Annotated in this window: 12 protein-coding genes; 9 read left to right on the top strand and 3 right to left on the bottom strand. The window is 65.3% G+C overall.

Annotated elements, in window-relative coordinates; translation table 11 throughout:
- Positions 1-85: 85 nt before the first annotated feature.
- The 5 genes from LFT49_RS10940 (at position 86) to LFT49_RS10920 (ending at position 5,604) form a co-directional block, all read left to right on the top strand.
- Entirely contained in the window at positions 86-1,174 is a 1,089-nt protein-coding gene (locus LFT49_RS10940; protein ID WP_236798428.1) for a PhoH family protein, read from the top strand.
- Entirely contained in the window at positions 1,171-1,644 is a 474-nt protein-coding gene (ybeY, locus tag LFT49_RS10935) for an rRNA maturation RNase YbeY (RefSeq protein WP_236798427.1), read from the top strand. Before LFT49_RS10940 ends, ybeY begins: the two co-directional genes overlap by 4 nt.
- On the top strand, positions 1,641-2,972 hold the full coding sequence (locus LFT49_RS10930; RefSeq protein WP_236798426.1) for a hemolysin family protein: 1,332 nt from the start codon (positions 1,641-1,643) through the stop codon (positions 2,970-2,972). Before ybeY ends, LFT49_RS10930 begins: the two co-directional genes overlap by 4 nt.
- A complete protein-coding gene (gene era, locus LFT49_RS10925) occupies positions 2,956-3,915 on the top strand; it encodes a GTPase Era (RefSeq protein WP_236798425.1) in 960 nt (319 codons plus the stop codon). The genes LFT49_RS10930 and era overlap by 17 nt, the downstream gene beginning before the upstream one ends.
- Before the next feature lie 96 nt (positions 3,916-4,011).
- Positions 4,012-5,604 (top strand): LCP family protein, encoded by a 1,593-nt coding sequence (locus LFT49_RS10920; RefSeq protein ID WP_237428206.1) that lies wholly within the window; start codon positions 4,012-4,014, stop codon positions 5,602-5,604.
- A gap of 77 nt (positions 5,605-5,681) precedes the next feature.
- On the opposite strand, the gene LFT49_RS10915 is transcribed toward LFT49_RS10920, so the two are convergent.
- Positions 5,682-7,634 (bottom strand): M13 family metallopeptidase, encoded by a 1,953-nt coding sequence (locus tag LFT49_RS10915; protein WP_237428205.1) that lies wholly within the window; start codon positions 7,632-7,634, stop codon positions 5,682-5,684.
- Between the two features lie 253 nt (positions 7,635-7,887).
- On the opposite strand from LFT49_RS10915, the gene leuA reads away from it, so the two are divergent.
- The 3 genes from leuA to LFT49_RS10900 all read left to right on the top strand — a co-directional run bounded on the left by leuA (position 7,888) and on the right by LFT49_RS10900 (position 11,330).
- Entirely contained in the window at positions 7,888-9,627 is a 1,740-nt protein-coding gene (gene leuA / locus LFT49_RS10910; protein ID WP_237428204.1) for a 2-isopropylmalate synthase, read from the top strand.
- 84 nt (positions 9,628-9,711) lie between these two features.
- Positions 9,712-10,464, top strand: coding sequence for a DNA repair protein RecO (gene recO, locus LFT49_RS10905; protein ID WP_236798421.1), 753 nt, complete (start codon positions 9,712-9,714; stop codon positions 10,462-10,464).
- Positions 10,465-10,466: 2 nt separating this feature from the next.
- A complete protein-coding gene (locus tag LFT49_RS10900; RefSeq protein WP_237428203.1) occupies positions 10,467-11,330 on the top strand; it encodes an isoprenyl transferase in 864 nt (287 codons plus the stop codon).
- A 2-nt stretch (positions 11,331-11,332) separates the two neighbouring features.
- Here LFT49_RS10900 and LFT49_RS10895 read toward each other — a convergent pair whose 3' ends face one another.
- Positions 11,333-12,292: an alpha/beta hydrolase gene (locus tag LFT49_RS10895; protein WP_236819529.1), complete on the bottom strand. Its 960-nt coding sequence runs from the start codon at positions 12,290-12,292 to the stop codon at positions 11,333-11,335.
- 95 nt (positions 12,293-12,387) lie between these two features.
- Here LFT49_RS10895 and LFT49_RS10890 point away from each other — a divergent pair, with 95 nt between their 5' ends.
- A complete protein-coding gene (locus LFT49_RS10890; protein ID WP_236798418.1) occupies positions 12,388-13,458 on the top strand; it encodes a quinone-dependent dihydroorotate dehydrogenase in 1,071 nt (356 codons plus the stop codon).
- A gap of 101 nt (positions 13,459-13,559) precedes the next feature.
- Here the strand turns inward: LFT49_RS10890 and LFT49_RS10885 are convergent, their stop codons facing one another.
- Positions 13,560-14,162, bottom strand: a complete 603-nt coding sequence (locus LFT49_RS10885) for a DUF3043 domain-containing protein (RefSeq protein ID WP_236798417.1) — start codon at positions 14,160-14,162, stop codon at positions 13,560-13,562.
- Positions 14,163-14,194: the final 32 nt, after the last annotated feature.

Genomic DNA, 14,194 nt, shown 5'->3' with positions numbered 1-14,194 from the left:
ACCGCGCGACGGGCACCGGCATCAGCCAAACGCAAAACAAGTGATGTCGATCTTCGAGGGGACCACGGGCCTGCGGGCCAACACCATGACTGAATCAGCAAATGGTAAGCGCCGGCTCAACACGGGCGAAGGCAGTCCGGGGGAATTTCCGCACTCAATGCCCGGCACCCGGACCGAAGTTGTCCTCTTTGAGAACACCGACCAGATGGTTCAGTCACTTGGCAGCCACGACGAGGCGCTGCGCTTTATCGAAGAGCAGTTTCCGGATGTCAATTTCCACGCTCGCGGCAATGAACTCTCGATCAGCGGCCCCGTCAGTGACGTGCCCCGGATCATGCGGCTGCTCCAGGAGGTCCGTGGCCTGGTGGCCAGGGGCACTGTCATCACGCCCGCAGTGCTGCAGCAGCTGGTGTCGCTCCTGCGCACCCAGTCCCTGCAGAATCCCGTGGACGTGCTCACCCACGACATCCTCTCCAGCCGCGGCAGGACCATCCGGCCCAAGACGCTCAACCAGAAGAACTACGTTGACGCCATCGACGCCAACACGGTGATCTTCGGCATCGGGCCCGCCGGCACCGGCAAGACGTACCTGGCCATGGCGAAAGCGGTCCAGGCGCTGCAGCAAAAAGAGGTCAGCAGGATCATCCTCACCCGCCCTGCGGTGGAGGCCGGGGAGCGGCTGGGATTCCTGCCCGGAACGCTCAGCGACAAAATCGACCCCTACCTCAGGCCGCTCTACGACGCCCTGCACGACATGATGGACCCCGAGTCCATCCCGCGCCTCATGGCCGCCGGCACCATCGAGGTGGCCCCTCTGGCGTACATGCGCGGGCGAACCCTCAATGACGCCTTCATCATCCTCGACGAGGCACAAAACACCACGCCGGAACAAATGAAGATGTTCCTCACCCGGCTTGGATTCGGATCCAAGATGGTGGTCACCGGAGACATCACCCAGGTGGACCTGCCCTTCGGAACGCGTTCCGGGCTGCGGATCGTCGAGGAAATCCTGCAGGGAATCGAGGGCGTTAGTTTCTCCGTCCTGGATGCCGCCGACGTTGTACGGCACCGGCTTGTGGGGGACATCGTCAACGCCTACAGCATCTGGGACGAAACCCAGCGGAACCGGGTCAAGCACTCAGCCAGCAGGGAAAAACGGGGGGAACACGCGTGAGCATCGAGGTCAACAACGAGTCCGGCATCCAGGTGGAGGAATCGGAGCTCGTGGCCCTGTCGCGGTACATCTTTGAACAGCTCTATATCCACCCGCAGGCCGAACTTTCCATCCTCTTGGTGGACGAACCCGCCATGGAGAAGCTGCACATCGAGCTGATGGACGAACCTGGCTCCACGGACGTGCTCTCGGTCCCCATGGACGAGCTGACCCCCGGGACCCCTGACCGGCCGACGCCCCAGGGCATGCTGGGCGACATCGCCATCTGCCCGCAGGTGGCCAAGGTCCAGGCCCGGAACGCCGGCCATTCGCTCCAGGACGAGATGCTGCTGCTGACCACGCACGGCATCCTGCACCTGCTGGGCTACGACCACGCCGAGCCGGAAGAGAAAGCGGAGATGTTCGGGCTCCAGCGCGAACTCCTGTCCGGCTTCACCGGCAAAGAAGCCCCCGCCGAGACAACCCAGTGACGCAACTGCTCCTGGTCGCGGTGGCACTGGTTTTCCTTGCCGTCGCGGCCGTGCTGACCGCGGCCGAGGCCGCCTTCAGTTTCCTTCCCCGCCACGACGCCGAAGAGGCACTGCACCGGAGCCGCGGCACTGCCATGCGGCGCATCCTTGCCGAACCCGTGGCCCACACCCGGGCCCTGCGGTTCTGGCGCGTCTGGTTCGAGATGGCCTCCGCCGTCGCCGTTGCGGTGCTGATCGCCAGCCTGCTGGACAACGTGTGGGTCGCCGGCCTGGTGGCGACCGGCATCATGGCGCTTCTGGGCTTCGTGATCGTGGGTGTTTCGCCCCGGCAGCTCGGCCGGCTGCATTCCACGGCTGTTGTCCGCTTCACCGCCCCGATGGTCCGGTTCCTCACCAGCGTGCTGGGACCGGTTCCGGGCTGGCTTGTTGCCATCGGGAGCTCGGCAGCCCCCGGAGCGCCCGGCGGCGACGATGCGTTTTTCAGCGAGCAGGAGTTCCGGGAGCTCGTGGACCGGGCCAGTGAATCCGACATGATCGAAGACACCGAGGCGGAGATGATCCAATCGGTATTCGACTTTGGCGACACCCTGGTGCGGGCTGTCATGGTCCCCAGGACGGACATCGTCAGCATCGACGCCGGCTCCAGCCTGCACCAGGCAATGTCCCTCTTCCTGCGCTCGGGCTACTCCCGCATCCCCGTCATCAACGAGAATACGGACCACATCCTTGGCATCATCTACCTCAAGGACGTGGCCGCGGTCATCCACCAACTGGCAGCCGGCCAGGAACCACCCCTGGTGGAGTCGCTGGCCCGCGAAGTCCGCTACGTGCCGGAGTCAAAGCCCGTCAGCGACCTCCTGCGCGAGTTGCAGAAGGAATCCACCCACGTGGCCATCGTCATCGACGAATACGGCGGTACTGCGGGGCTCGTGACCCTCGAGGACCTGATCGAGGAAATCGTGGGCGAGATCGTGGACGAATACGACACCGAGAGCGCGGAAGCCGTGGCACTGGACGACGGCTCCTACCGCGTGAGCGCCCGGATGGGCATCGATGATCTCGGCGAGCTGTTCGACCTGGAGATCGACGACGACGAAGTTGACACCGTGGGCGGCCTCCTCGCCAAGGCGCTTGGCCGCGTCCCGATCGTGGGCAGCAGCGTGGAGGTGCAGGGGGTGTCCCTGCGGGCGGAGCGGCTGGAGGGCCGGCGGAACCGGGTCAGCCACATCATTGCGGCGCCCGTACCAAGAGTAGAGACTGACCTTGAAGGCCTCCTGGAAGAGGCCGAAGCAACCCAGCAGGGAGTTCCACGTGAGCAAGAAAAATAAGGCCGAATTACCAAACGATTTTGGCGGCTTCCGCGCCGGGTTCGCGGTCCTGGTTGGCAGGCCCAACGCGGGCAAGTCCACCCTGACCAATGCCCTGGTGGGCAAGAAGGTGGCCATCACCTCCGCCAAACCGCAGACCACTCGGCACACCATCCGCGGCATCGTGCACCGTGACGACGCCCAGCTGATCCTCGTGGACACGCCGGGGCTGCACCGTCCCCGTACCCTCCTGGGAAAGCGCCTGAACGACCTTGTGGCAGACACGCTGGCCGAGGTGGACGCCATCGGTTTTTGCCTGCCGGCGAACGAAAAAATCGGTCCCGGTGACAAATTCATCGCAGCCCAGCTTGCCGCCGTCGGCCGCCAACCGGTGGTTGCCATCGTCACCAAGGCAGACCTCGTGGATAAGCAGGCATTGACTGAACAGCTCCTTGCGGTTGCGGCCCTGGGGCGCGAAGTGATGGGGGAGGACGGCTGGAAGGACATTGTTCCGGTCTCCGCTGCTGACGGCTTCCAGGTGGAAACGGTCGCCGACGTCCTGATCAGCCACATGCCGCCGTCGCCGCCCCTCTATCCCGACGGCGAACTGACGGATGAGCCCGAAGCGGTCATGGTTGCCGAACTCATCCGCGAAGCTGCCCTGGAGGGGGTCCGTGACGAGCTTCCCCACTCCCTGGCCGTGGTGGTCGAGGAGATCGTCCCCAGGGAGGACCGGCCGGACGACAACCCCCTGCTGGACGTCCGCGTTAACCTCTACGTGGAGCGGCCATCCCAGAAGGCCATCATCATCGGCAAGGGTGGCAGCCGGCTGCGGGAAGTGGGAACCAACGCCCGCAAGGGGATCGAAGCCCTCCTGGGCACCCGGATCTACCTGGATCTTCACGTCAAGGTGGCCAAAGACTGGCAGCGCGACCCGAAACAACTGGTCAAACTGGGTTTCTGACCTACGATAAAGGCGTTCGGCGGAGGGCGCCGGCAAGTTCTCCACACTGGACCACTAAAATGGACCGGATTTCGTTTTTAGAGGAAGGTTCACCAGGTGGATCGAGGCCGCGATGGACGTGACAACGAGGCTGACCTGTCAGCCGGACCGGGACCGGTATCCCGGCACGCAAACGGCGGTGCCGTTGGTACTGCCCGCCACCTGGGCCCCCTGCGCGGGATGCCGTTGTGGCTGAAGGCCGTCACTGGCGTGGTGGCACTGGTCCTCGTGGGCGCGATCGCCTTCGGCGGGTTCTGGTTTTTCCGGCTCCAGAACAACATCTCCAAGGCGCCGCTGAACGCCGGCGGGGAGAACACCGAAGCTGCCGGTAACGATGCAACCGGCCGGCTCCAGATCCTGATTCTCGGTTCGGATACCCGCGACGGGAAGAACTCGGAGTATGGAACTTCCGACGATTCCACGGGCTACGGCAAGTCTGACGTCATGATGCTGATGGACATCTCCGAGGACAACAAGCGCGTCAACGTCATCAGCTTCCCGCGTGACCTGCTGGTGGACATCCCCGACTGCAAGGACAGGAAGACCGGCAAGGACTACCCTGCCCGCACAGGTGTGATGATCAACGAGGCCATGAGCGAGGCCGGCATCGGCTGCGCGGTGGACACCGTCAACAAGCTCACCGGCATGCAGGTGGACCACTTCATGATGGCCGACTTCAATGCCGTGAAGGAGCTGTCCAATGCAGTGGGCGGAGTAGACGTCTGCATCAGCGACGCCGTTTACGATCCCGACTCCCGGCTGCGCCTGCCCGCCGGAACATCGTCAGTGCAGGGTGAAATGGCGCTGGCGTTCCTCCGGACCCGCCACGCTTTTGCCGACGGCGGCGACCTGGGACGGATCAAGGCGCAGCAGGGCTTCCTGTCGTCACTGACCCGCAAGATCAAGGATGAGGGAACACTGTCCGACCCGGCAAAAATGCTGAAGATCGCCGACGTCGTTACCCGGAATTTGACCGTTGATGACGGGCTTGCCTCCGTTCCCACCCTCCTGACCATCGGCACCCGGCTCAAGGACATCGACATCAGCAAGGTGGCGTTCGTGGCGGTGCCCACCACGCCGGCACCCGTTGATCCCAACCGGCTGGTCATCGCGGAGCCTGCCGGCGCACAGCTGTTCTCTGCGTTGCGGAAGAACGTGGACCTCACCGATCCCAATGCGCCCGCTTCGCCGTCGCCCAGTGAGACGGCATCACCGTCTCCAACGCCGACTGAGACGGCTCCGCCGGTGCCGCCGTACAACAAGGGCATCCAGCCCGTCACTGTCGCCAACGGAAGCGGGGTCAGCGGCCGCGCGCAGGAAATTGTCCAGGCGTTGGTGGCAGGCGGCTTCACGCAGACCAGCCAGTTCCTCGCCCAGCCGGTGGCCAAGACAGCCGTGTATTACGGCAACGGCTTCGCCGACGTGGCGGCCGACGTCGCCGCCCTGCTGGGGATTCCGGCCACACTCATGATTCCTGCCCCGGGGGTATCGGGCGTGCAGGTCTACGTGGGGAGCGACTTCACCAGCGGCACCACTTATGGAGGAGGAGCCAGCGGTGGGACGGCGCCGGCTTTGCCGCAGGACATCGTGAACCAGACTGCAGGAGACAAAGTCTGCCAGCAGGCCAACCCTGAGCTGATCGTGCGGTAACACCAGTGTCGCCGGCGGCAGGCCGCCGGCAAAAAATTTGGGCCCCGCCGCACAGGCGGGGCCCAATTTTAGTTTGGCTACCAGATGCTGACGCGCTCGGCGGCCGGCATCCACATGCCGTCCTCCTCGGTGACGTCGAACGCCTCGTGGAAGGAGTCCAGGTTCTTCGCAATCGCGTTGGTCCGGAACTCATTGGGGGAGTGGGGATCGGTGGCAAGCCGCCTGATCGCCTCTTCCTGCCGGATCACCTGGCGCCATCCCGCCGCCCAGGAGGCAAAGAAACGCTGCTGTCCGGTCAGCCCGTCCAAAACTTCGGCGTCCTTGCCATCGAGGCTGATCTGGTAGGCCTTGTAGGCGATGGTCAGGCCTGCCAGATCGCCGATGTTCTCACCGAGCGTGAGCCGGCCGTTGACGTGGTGGCCCGGCGCGGCGGTGGGGGACAAAGCATCAAACTGTGCAACGAGCCGTGCTGTCAGGGCCTCGAAAGCCTGGCGGTCCTGGTCCGTCCACCAGTTGCGGAGGGCGCCGCCGCCGTCGAACTGTGATCCCTGGTCGTCAAAGCCGTGGCCAATCTCGTGTCCAATGACGGCGCCGATACCGCCATAGTTGACGGCGTCGTCGGCGTCGGCGGTAAAGAACGGCGGCTGCAGGATGGCGGCGGGGAACACAATCTCGTTCATCATCGGGTGGTAGTAGGCGTTGACCGTCTGCGGCGTCATCAGCCACTTGGTCCGGTCCACAGGCTTGCCCACCTCGTCCAGGTGCCGGTCGACGTCGGCATTGTGCGCCCGTTCCACGTTGCCGAGGAGGTCTTGGGGGTCGATCTCCACCGCGGAGTAGTCGATCCACTTGTCCGGATAGCCGATCTTGGCCCGGAATGCCTCCAGCTTGCGCAGGGCCTCGGCCTTGGTGTCCTCGCCCATCCAGTCCACCCCGGTGATGCTGCGCCGGTAGGCCTCGATGAGGTTTGCCACCAGGGTCTGCATCCGTGCCTTGTGGGTCTCGGGGAAGTGGCGTTCCACGTAGATCTGCCCCACGGCTTCACCCAGAGCAGCCTCGATGACGGCGACGCCCCGCTTCCACCGGTCCTTGTTGCGGGGCGTGCCGCTGATGGTGGTGCCGTAGAAGGCGAAGTTGGCGTCCACGAAGGCGGAGGACAGGTAGGGGGCGGCACCGCTGATGACCCGCATGGCCAGCCACTCCTGCCAGGTCGCCACGGGGACTTCGCCCAGGAGTGCGGCTGCGCCGGTGAAGAAGTCAGGGGTGCTCACCACGATTTCCGTACGCTTGGCCTCGTCGATTCCTGCAGCGTCGAACCAGGTGTCCAGGAGCGGGAAGAGTTCGGTGGCTTCTTCAGCCGTCTTCAGGTTGTAGGTCTTCTGCGGATCACGAAGGGTGACATTGTCCCAGTGGTGGGACGCCAGCTTTCGCTCCAGCTCAACGACCCGGGCTGCTGCGCCCTGCGGATCGGCCACCCCTGCGAGTTCGAACATCTTCTGCACATGCGCGGCGTAGGCGGAGACGATGGGAGCGAACTTCTCCTCCCGGTAATACGACTCGTCGGGCAGGCCCAGGCCGCCCTGGCCGGTGTACAGCAGGACCCGGTCCGGGTTGCCGGCGTCGGGGGCAGGGTAGATGTAGAACAACCCGCCCACGTCGGCGCGGAACAGCCGGCCGGCCAGTGCAATGAGGTCCGGCACAGCGCTGGTGGCGAACACCTCGGCCAGCCGTCCGCGGATGGGCTCCATGCCCTTGGCCTCAACAGCTGCTTCGTCCATGAAGCTGTTGTAGAGGTCGCCGATCTTCCGCTCGATACCGGTGGCGTCCGCCCCCTTTGCCGCGGCTTCCTCGATGATGTCCCGGACAGCGATCTCGGACCCGTCGCGGAGTGCGGTGAAAGTGCCCTCCAGCGGCCTGTCATCGGGAATCTCGGTTGATTTAAGCCAGGCTCCGTTGATGTGCTGGTAGAGGTCGTCCTGCGGCCGGACTGTGTGATCAATGGTGGACAGATCGATCCCCGAAATGGGCACTGCAACTCCTTTGCTGGGACGCCGTTGCCGGGCGGAAAACCGGAATGCGTCTGCATGCTGGACTTTACGGACGGTAGTGCCCTTTCATCTTACGCACCCGTGTTACCCTCAAAGTGTGCGTGCAGAGCTCCTTCTCCTTAGCTGCCGCGGCGAGGCCACAGACGCTATTTAGCGCACGGCCCACCCTCGCTGCGGAGTTTGTGTTGCCCGGCCACCCTTTCACTGAAGATCGATAGAAAAGGCCACGAACGTCATGCGAAACGCACAGAAGCCCTCAGGAATGCCTGCCCACCGGTACACCCCGTTCCAGGACCAGATCAAGGTTGAACTCCCGGACCGCACGTGGCCGGACAAGGTCATCACCAAGGCCCCGCGCTGGTGCGCTGTGGACCTGCGCGACGGCAACCAGGCACTGATCGACCCCATGAGCCCGGCCCGCAAGATGAAGATGTTCGATCTGCTGGTCCGCATGGGCTACAAGGAGATCGAGGTTGGCTTCCCGTCCGCGTCCCAGACGGACTTCGATTTTGTCCGTCAGCTCATCGAGGGCAACCACATCCCGGACGACGTCACCATCCAGGTCCTGACGCAGGCGCGCGAACACCTGATCGAACGGACCTACCAGTCCCTGGTGGGCGCCAAGCAGGCCATCGTCCACCTCTACAACTCCACATCGGTGCTGCAGCGGCGCGTGGTCTTCAACCAGGACGAGGACGGCATCCTGGACATCGCCCTCCAAGGCGCCCGCCTGTGCAAAAAGTACGAGGAAACCCTCGCGGATACGCACGTGACCTATGAGTACTCGCCCGAATCCTTCACCGGCACGGAACTGGAGTACGCGGTGCGCGTGTGCAACGCCGTCGCTGACGTCTTTGAAGCCTCGGCGGACCGCCAGGTAATCATCAACCTGCCCGCCACCGTGGAGATGGCAACGCCCAATGTCTACGCCGACTCCATCGAGTGGATGAGCCGGCACCTGCACCCGCGCGAAGGCATCATCCTGTCCCTGCACCCGCACAACGACCGCGGCACCGGAGTCGCAGCCGCCGAACTGGGCTACATGGCCGGTGCAGACCGCATTGAAGGCTGCCTCTTCGGCAATGGTGAACGCACCGGCAACGTGGACCTGGTGACCCTGGGCTTGAACCTGTTCGTCCAGGGCATTGATCCCATGATCGACTTCTCCAACATCGACGACGTCCGCCGCACCGTGGAGTACTGCAACCAGCTGCCGGTCCCGGAGCGGTCGCCGTACGGTGGCGACCTGGTGTTCACTGCTTTCTCCGGTTCCCACCAGGACGCCATCAAGAAGGGGTTCGAAGCCCTGGAGCGCGATGCCGCTGCAGCCGGCAAGGCCGTGGACGACTTCACCTGGCAGGTGCCGTACCTGCCCGTGGACCCCAAGGACCTGGGCCGCAGCTACGAGGCCGTGATCCGCGTGAACTCGCAGTCCGGCAAGGGCGGCGTGGCCTACCTGCTGAAGAACGAACACAGCCTGGACCTGCCGCGCCGTGCGCAGATCGAGTTCTCCGGTGTCATCCAGCGCCGCACCGACACCGTCGGCGGGGAGGTCAGTGGCGCCCAGCTCTGGCAGATCTTCCAGGATGAATACCTGCCGTCCGGGAAGGCTGATGGGCAGTGGGGACGCTACTCCCTGGGCGGAGTCAAGACGGAAACGGATGCCGACGGCGGCATGACGCTGCACGCGTCCCTCGCCATTGATGGTGCCCAGGTGAACCGCACCGGCACCGGCAACGGTCCCATTGCGGCCCTGCTGAACATCCTCCACGAGGACGGCGTGGACGTCCGCGTGCTGGACTACAGCGAGCACGCGCTGTCCGAGGGCGGCAACGCCATGGCCGCCGCTTATGTTGAGTGCGCCGTAGGGGAGCGGGTGTTGTGGGGCGTCGGGATCGACGCCAACACCAGCATGTCCTCCCTCAAGGCCGTCATCTCGGCAGTGAACCGCGCCATCCGGGACGCCCAGGCCTGATACCTGTAGCAGGTGGCGCCGCTCTTACCGGCGGCGCCGCCACGCCTTGGCAGCATGGTGCTGTACAGGATGGGAAGATAGAGCGTGCCCCAACAGTCTTTCGCCTCCCGGGCGTACCGGGACGACGCCGTGGTGCTCCGTACCCACAAATTGGGCGAAGCGGACAGGATCATCACCCTCCTGACCAAGCACCATGGGCAGGTCCGCGCCGTCGCCAAGGGTGTGCGCCGCACCAGCAGCCGTTTCGGTGCCCGGCTTGAACCCTTCATGGTGGCGGACCTGCAACTGGTCTCCGGGCGCACCCTGGACATCGTGACCCAGGCCGTCGCCAAAGGTGCCTACGGCGGAAGCATCGCCGCGGACTACGGCAGGTACACGGTGGCCGCGGCGATGACCGAGACGGCGGAAAAACTCACGGATGTGGACGGCGAAGCGGGCACCGCGCAGTACAACCTGCTGGTAGGGGCCCTCGCCGCGTTGAGCCGGGACGAGCATGCCGCCGGCCTCATTCTGGACTCCTACCTGCTGCGCGCGCTGGCTACCGGCGGATGGGCGCCCAGCTTCACCGACTGCGCGCGCTGCGGCATGCCCGGCCCGCACTCCGCCTTTTCCGCGCCTCTGGGCGGCATGGTCTGCCCGCAATGCAGGCCGCCGGGGTCACCCGCCCCGGCGCCGGAGACCGTGGTCCTGCTGGCCGCGCTGCTGACCGGGGACTGGACGACGGCCGACGCTTCCCAGGCGCAGCACCGCAAGGAGGCGGCCGGGCTGGTGGCCGCGTACCTGCAATGGCATCTGGAACGAGTACTGAAATCCCTCAAACATGTGGAGCGTAGCTGACAGTGGCCCTGGGAAAAAAGAACAATGCAGCCCGCAGGCGCACCCATCCCGTGGTGGCCCCCTACCCGCATCCGTCCGGTGCGGTGGCGCCCTCTATTCCCGCTGAGTTCATTCCGCGGCACGTGGCCATCGTGATGGACGGCAACGGACGGTGGGCCAACCAGCGCGGCCTGCCCCGGATCGAGGGGCACAAGGCGGGGGAGCCAGCGCTGCTCGACGTCGTGGCCGGAGCCATCGAGTTGGGGATTGAGTACGTCAGCGTGTACGCCTTCTCCACCGAGAACTGGCGCCGGTCGCCCGAGGAAGTGCGCTTCCTGATGGGATTTAACAAGGATGTGCTGCGAAGGCAGCGGAACCAGCTCGATGACTGGGGAGTGCGGGTCCGCTGGGCCGGCCGCCGCCCCCGGCTCTGGGGTTCGGTGGTCCGTGAGCTGGAAGAAGCTGAGGAGTTCACGGCTGCCAACACCACCTGTAATTTGACCATGTGTGTTAATTACGGCGGCCGGGCCGAGATCACCGATGCGGTTACCGCCATTGCCGCGGAGGTGGCAGCGGGGAAGCTGAAGCCCGGTGCCATCACGGAGCGGACCATCCAGAAATACCTCGACGAGCCTGACCTGCCGGACGTAGACCTCTTCCTGCGCAGCTCGGGGGAGCAGCGGCTGTCCAACTTCCTCCTCTGGCAGTCCGCCTACGCGGAGTTTGTCTTCATGGACACGCTCTGGCCGGACGTGGACAGGCGGACGCTTTGGGCCGCCGTCGAGGAATATGCCCGGCGGGACCGCCGGTATGGGGGCGCCGTGGATGCCGCCGCTGCTCCCGCGGACGTCAGGGATGATTCCCCGGCCGGGCTTCAGGCGGAGTAACTTCACCCATACGCACGCAGCCAGCGGGCCAGCCTTGAGTAGGCATCGGACCGGACCGGCTCGGGGGAGAGGAAGACGTCGTGCAGCGCCCCGTCGATCCGTTCGAGGGTCACGGTGCGGCCCAGGGTCAGCGCCCGGGCGCTGATGGTATTGACGTCCAGGACGGCATCGGTGCGGCGCATTTCCTCGGACCAGAGAAGCCCGTTGGCGCTCCCCTTGGAGAGCAGGACCAGGATGGGCGCTTCGATCCCCAGGCCGCGCGCCACCCGCGCATGTCCCGCGAGGACCGCCCTTAACCACCCTGCCCGGACGGGGAAAGCCATCCGGGGACGGTAGCGTTCGTCAAGGGGCCACTCGCCGTCCGCAGCGCTGCTGATGGTGCGCCAGTAATGGCCCCGTTCGGGCAGGCGGAGGACTGTTTGAGGCCGGAGGCGGGCAACCGGGCGCACCATGCCCGCCGCAGCCCGGCGCACGAGTGAGCTGCCGTGCATCTCCAGCCACGGACTGTTGAGGACCAGCAACGAAACGGCCCCGGGATGCCGGCTGGTCCAGAGGGCTGCCACCAGTCCGCCGGTGGAATGGCCCATCAAAGCCAGGGGACCGGGGGCGCCCTCGGCGCTGATGATGCGCCCTGCTTCTTCAATTTCGGCGTCATAGGCCGCGAGGTCCGCCACGTACCCACCAGGGGATTCCGGGCGCAGGCTGCGCCCGTGGTTGTGCATGTCCAAGGCGTAGAAGTCGTATCCCGCCCCAGCCCAGAACCTTGCCAGGTCGACATTGAAGAAGTAGTCGCTCCAGCCGTGCAGGAACAGTACGGCACCGCGGCGGCCGTCGCCGGCGCCCCTGTCCGGCTGAGGCCGGAGCCGTACCAGGGTTGCGGTCCGCTCCACACCGTCAGGTCCGGTGGCCACAAAGGAACCGGACTCAAAGTCCCCGCCCAGGATGTCCTGCTGCCACTGCATGACCTCATGCTAAACCGGGCCGGCGGGTGCGTCCGTTCCGGATCGGCTGCTTCTTCGTTTTGGTATGCGGCCCCAGGAAACGGGAAACTGGAGGCATGCGCGTTTACCCCACTTTCTTCAGGCTGGCCTTTTCATGGATGGACGCCGAGCGCGCCCACAAAATCGGATTCAAAGGCATCCGGCTCGCGCATGCGTCGGGCGCCGGGAGGCTCCTGCAGAAATTGACGGCGCCTGCACCGTCCCTCCAGACCACTGCCTTTGGTGTTACATTTCCTTCGCCCTTCGGGCTGGCCGCCGGCTTCGACAAGGAAGGGCTCGGCATCGAGGCCCTCACCGATCTTGGGTTCGGCCACGTGGAAGTCGGCACCATTACCGGCCAGGCCCAGCCGGGCAATGAAAAACCGCGGCTGTTCCGCCTGGTGGAGGACCGTGCGGTTATCAACCGGATGGGTTTCAATAACGACGGCGCCTCGGCCGTCGCGCCCCGGCTGAAGGCGGCGCGCGCTGCGCTCCAGCGCCGATACCCGTCGGTGCGCCCGGTCATCGGCGTCAACATTGGCAAGACCAAGGTGGTGGAGCTGGCGGACGCCGTGGACGATTACCTGGTGAGCGCCCGCAGCCTGGCTCCTGCCGCGGACTACCTCGTGGTGAATGTCAGTTCCCCCAACACGCCGGGGCTGCGGTTGCTCCAGGACGTGGAGACCCTCCGCCCTCTCCTGACGGCAGTGGGACAGGAAGCTGACCGGGCCGCCGGGCGGCACGTGCCGCTGTTGGTGAAGATCGCCCCGGACCTCAGCGACGAGGACATTGACGACGTCGCCCGCCTCGCCCTGGACCTCAAACTGGACGGGATCATCGCCACCAACACCACCATTGCCCGCTCGGGACTGACCTCGCCGGCGGACCAGGTGGCCAAGTGCGGTGCCGGCGGCCTGTCCGGAGCCCCCTTGAAAGCGCGGTCCCTCGACGTCCTCAAGCGGCTCAAGAAGGCTACCGGCGATTCCCTGACCCTGGTGGCGGTAGGCGGTGTGGAGTCGGCCCAGGACGTACAGGAAAGGCTCGACGCCGGCGCAAGCCTGGTGCAGGGCTACACGGCGTTCCTTTACGAAGGTCCGTTCTGGGCGGCACGGATCAACAGGCAATTGGCAAAGAACCGCCGCTCCTGATAGTCGGGCGGCCGGCAAGCCTGCCCCGGACAGCCACTACTTAAAACCGGAACCCCGGCGGTCATTCCGCCGGGGTTCCGGTTTTTGAAGTCGATGCCTGGTCAGGCGGGGTACTGGCCGCGCTGAACCTGGGGCTTGGGCAGCCGCAGTTTCCGGAACTGCAGGGACCGCATGGAGCCGTACCAAACGGTTCCACGCTCCACCTCGCCGAACTTCTCCGCCAGGCGCTTGCGAAGCTTGCGGGACAGGATAAAAACGTCCACGAAGACAGCCAGGAACATCACCCAGAATGCGCCCAGGACGTAGATCATCATGTCGCTGGAGGCCGGTACCACCAGTGACACCAGCACGAAGACCAGCGCGCCGAACATCAGGTACTCGCCAAGGTTGAACCGCGCGTCCACGAAATCGCGGGCAAACCGCTTCTGCGGGCCTTTGTCCCGCAGCGGCAGGAACTTCTCGTCACCGGTGTCCAGCGCCCGGCGCATTTTCAGCCGCTGGTCCTGGACGGCCTGGCGTTCGGCGGCCTTGGACGCCTTGCGGTCCTCGGGGACCAGCGGGCGTTTGCGGGCAGCCTCCTGTGCCTTCCGGGTGGGGGTTGGGGCGCCCTTGCCCACCGCGCTGTTCTGCCGCGCGGCCGCTTCCGCTGCCTGCTGGTCTATTGTTTGCTGCGCCGAGGGCGCTTCTTTTCTACGTCCGAACACCTGACCAGAATACCTTGCAGCAGCACGCCCGC

Source organism: Arthrobacter sp. FW306-06-A, from assembly GCF_021870055.1.
Lineage (GTDB): Bacteria > Actinomycetota > Actinomycetes > Actinomycetales > Micrococcaceae > Arthrobacter.
The sequence above is the reverse complement of the archived record's forward strand: the minus strand, read 5'-3'. Positions and strand labels throughout refer to the sequence as shown.

Coding starts and splice junctions, on each gene's coding strand:
- LFT49_RS10890 (WP_236798418.1), top strand. CDS start 12,388: ATGCGCGTTTACCCCACTTTCTTCAGGCTGGCCTTTTCATGGATGGAC.
- LFT49_RS10895 (WP_236819529.1), bottom strand. CDS start 12,292: ATGCAGTGGCAGCAGGACATCCTGGGCGGGGACTTTGAGTCCGGTTCC.
- leuA (WP_237428204.1), top strand. CDS start 7,888: ATGCGAAACGCACAGAAGCCCTCAGGAATGCCTGCCCACCGGTACACC.
- LFT49_RS10940 (WP_236798428.1), top strand. CDS start 86: ATGACTGAATCAGCAAATGGTAAGCGCCGGCTCAACACGGGCGAAGGC.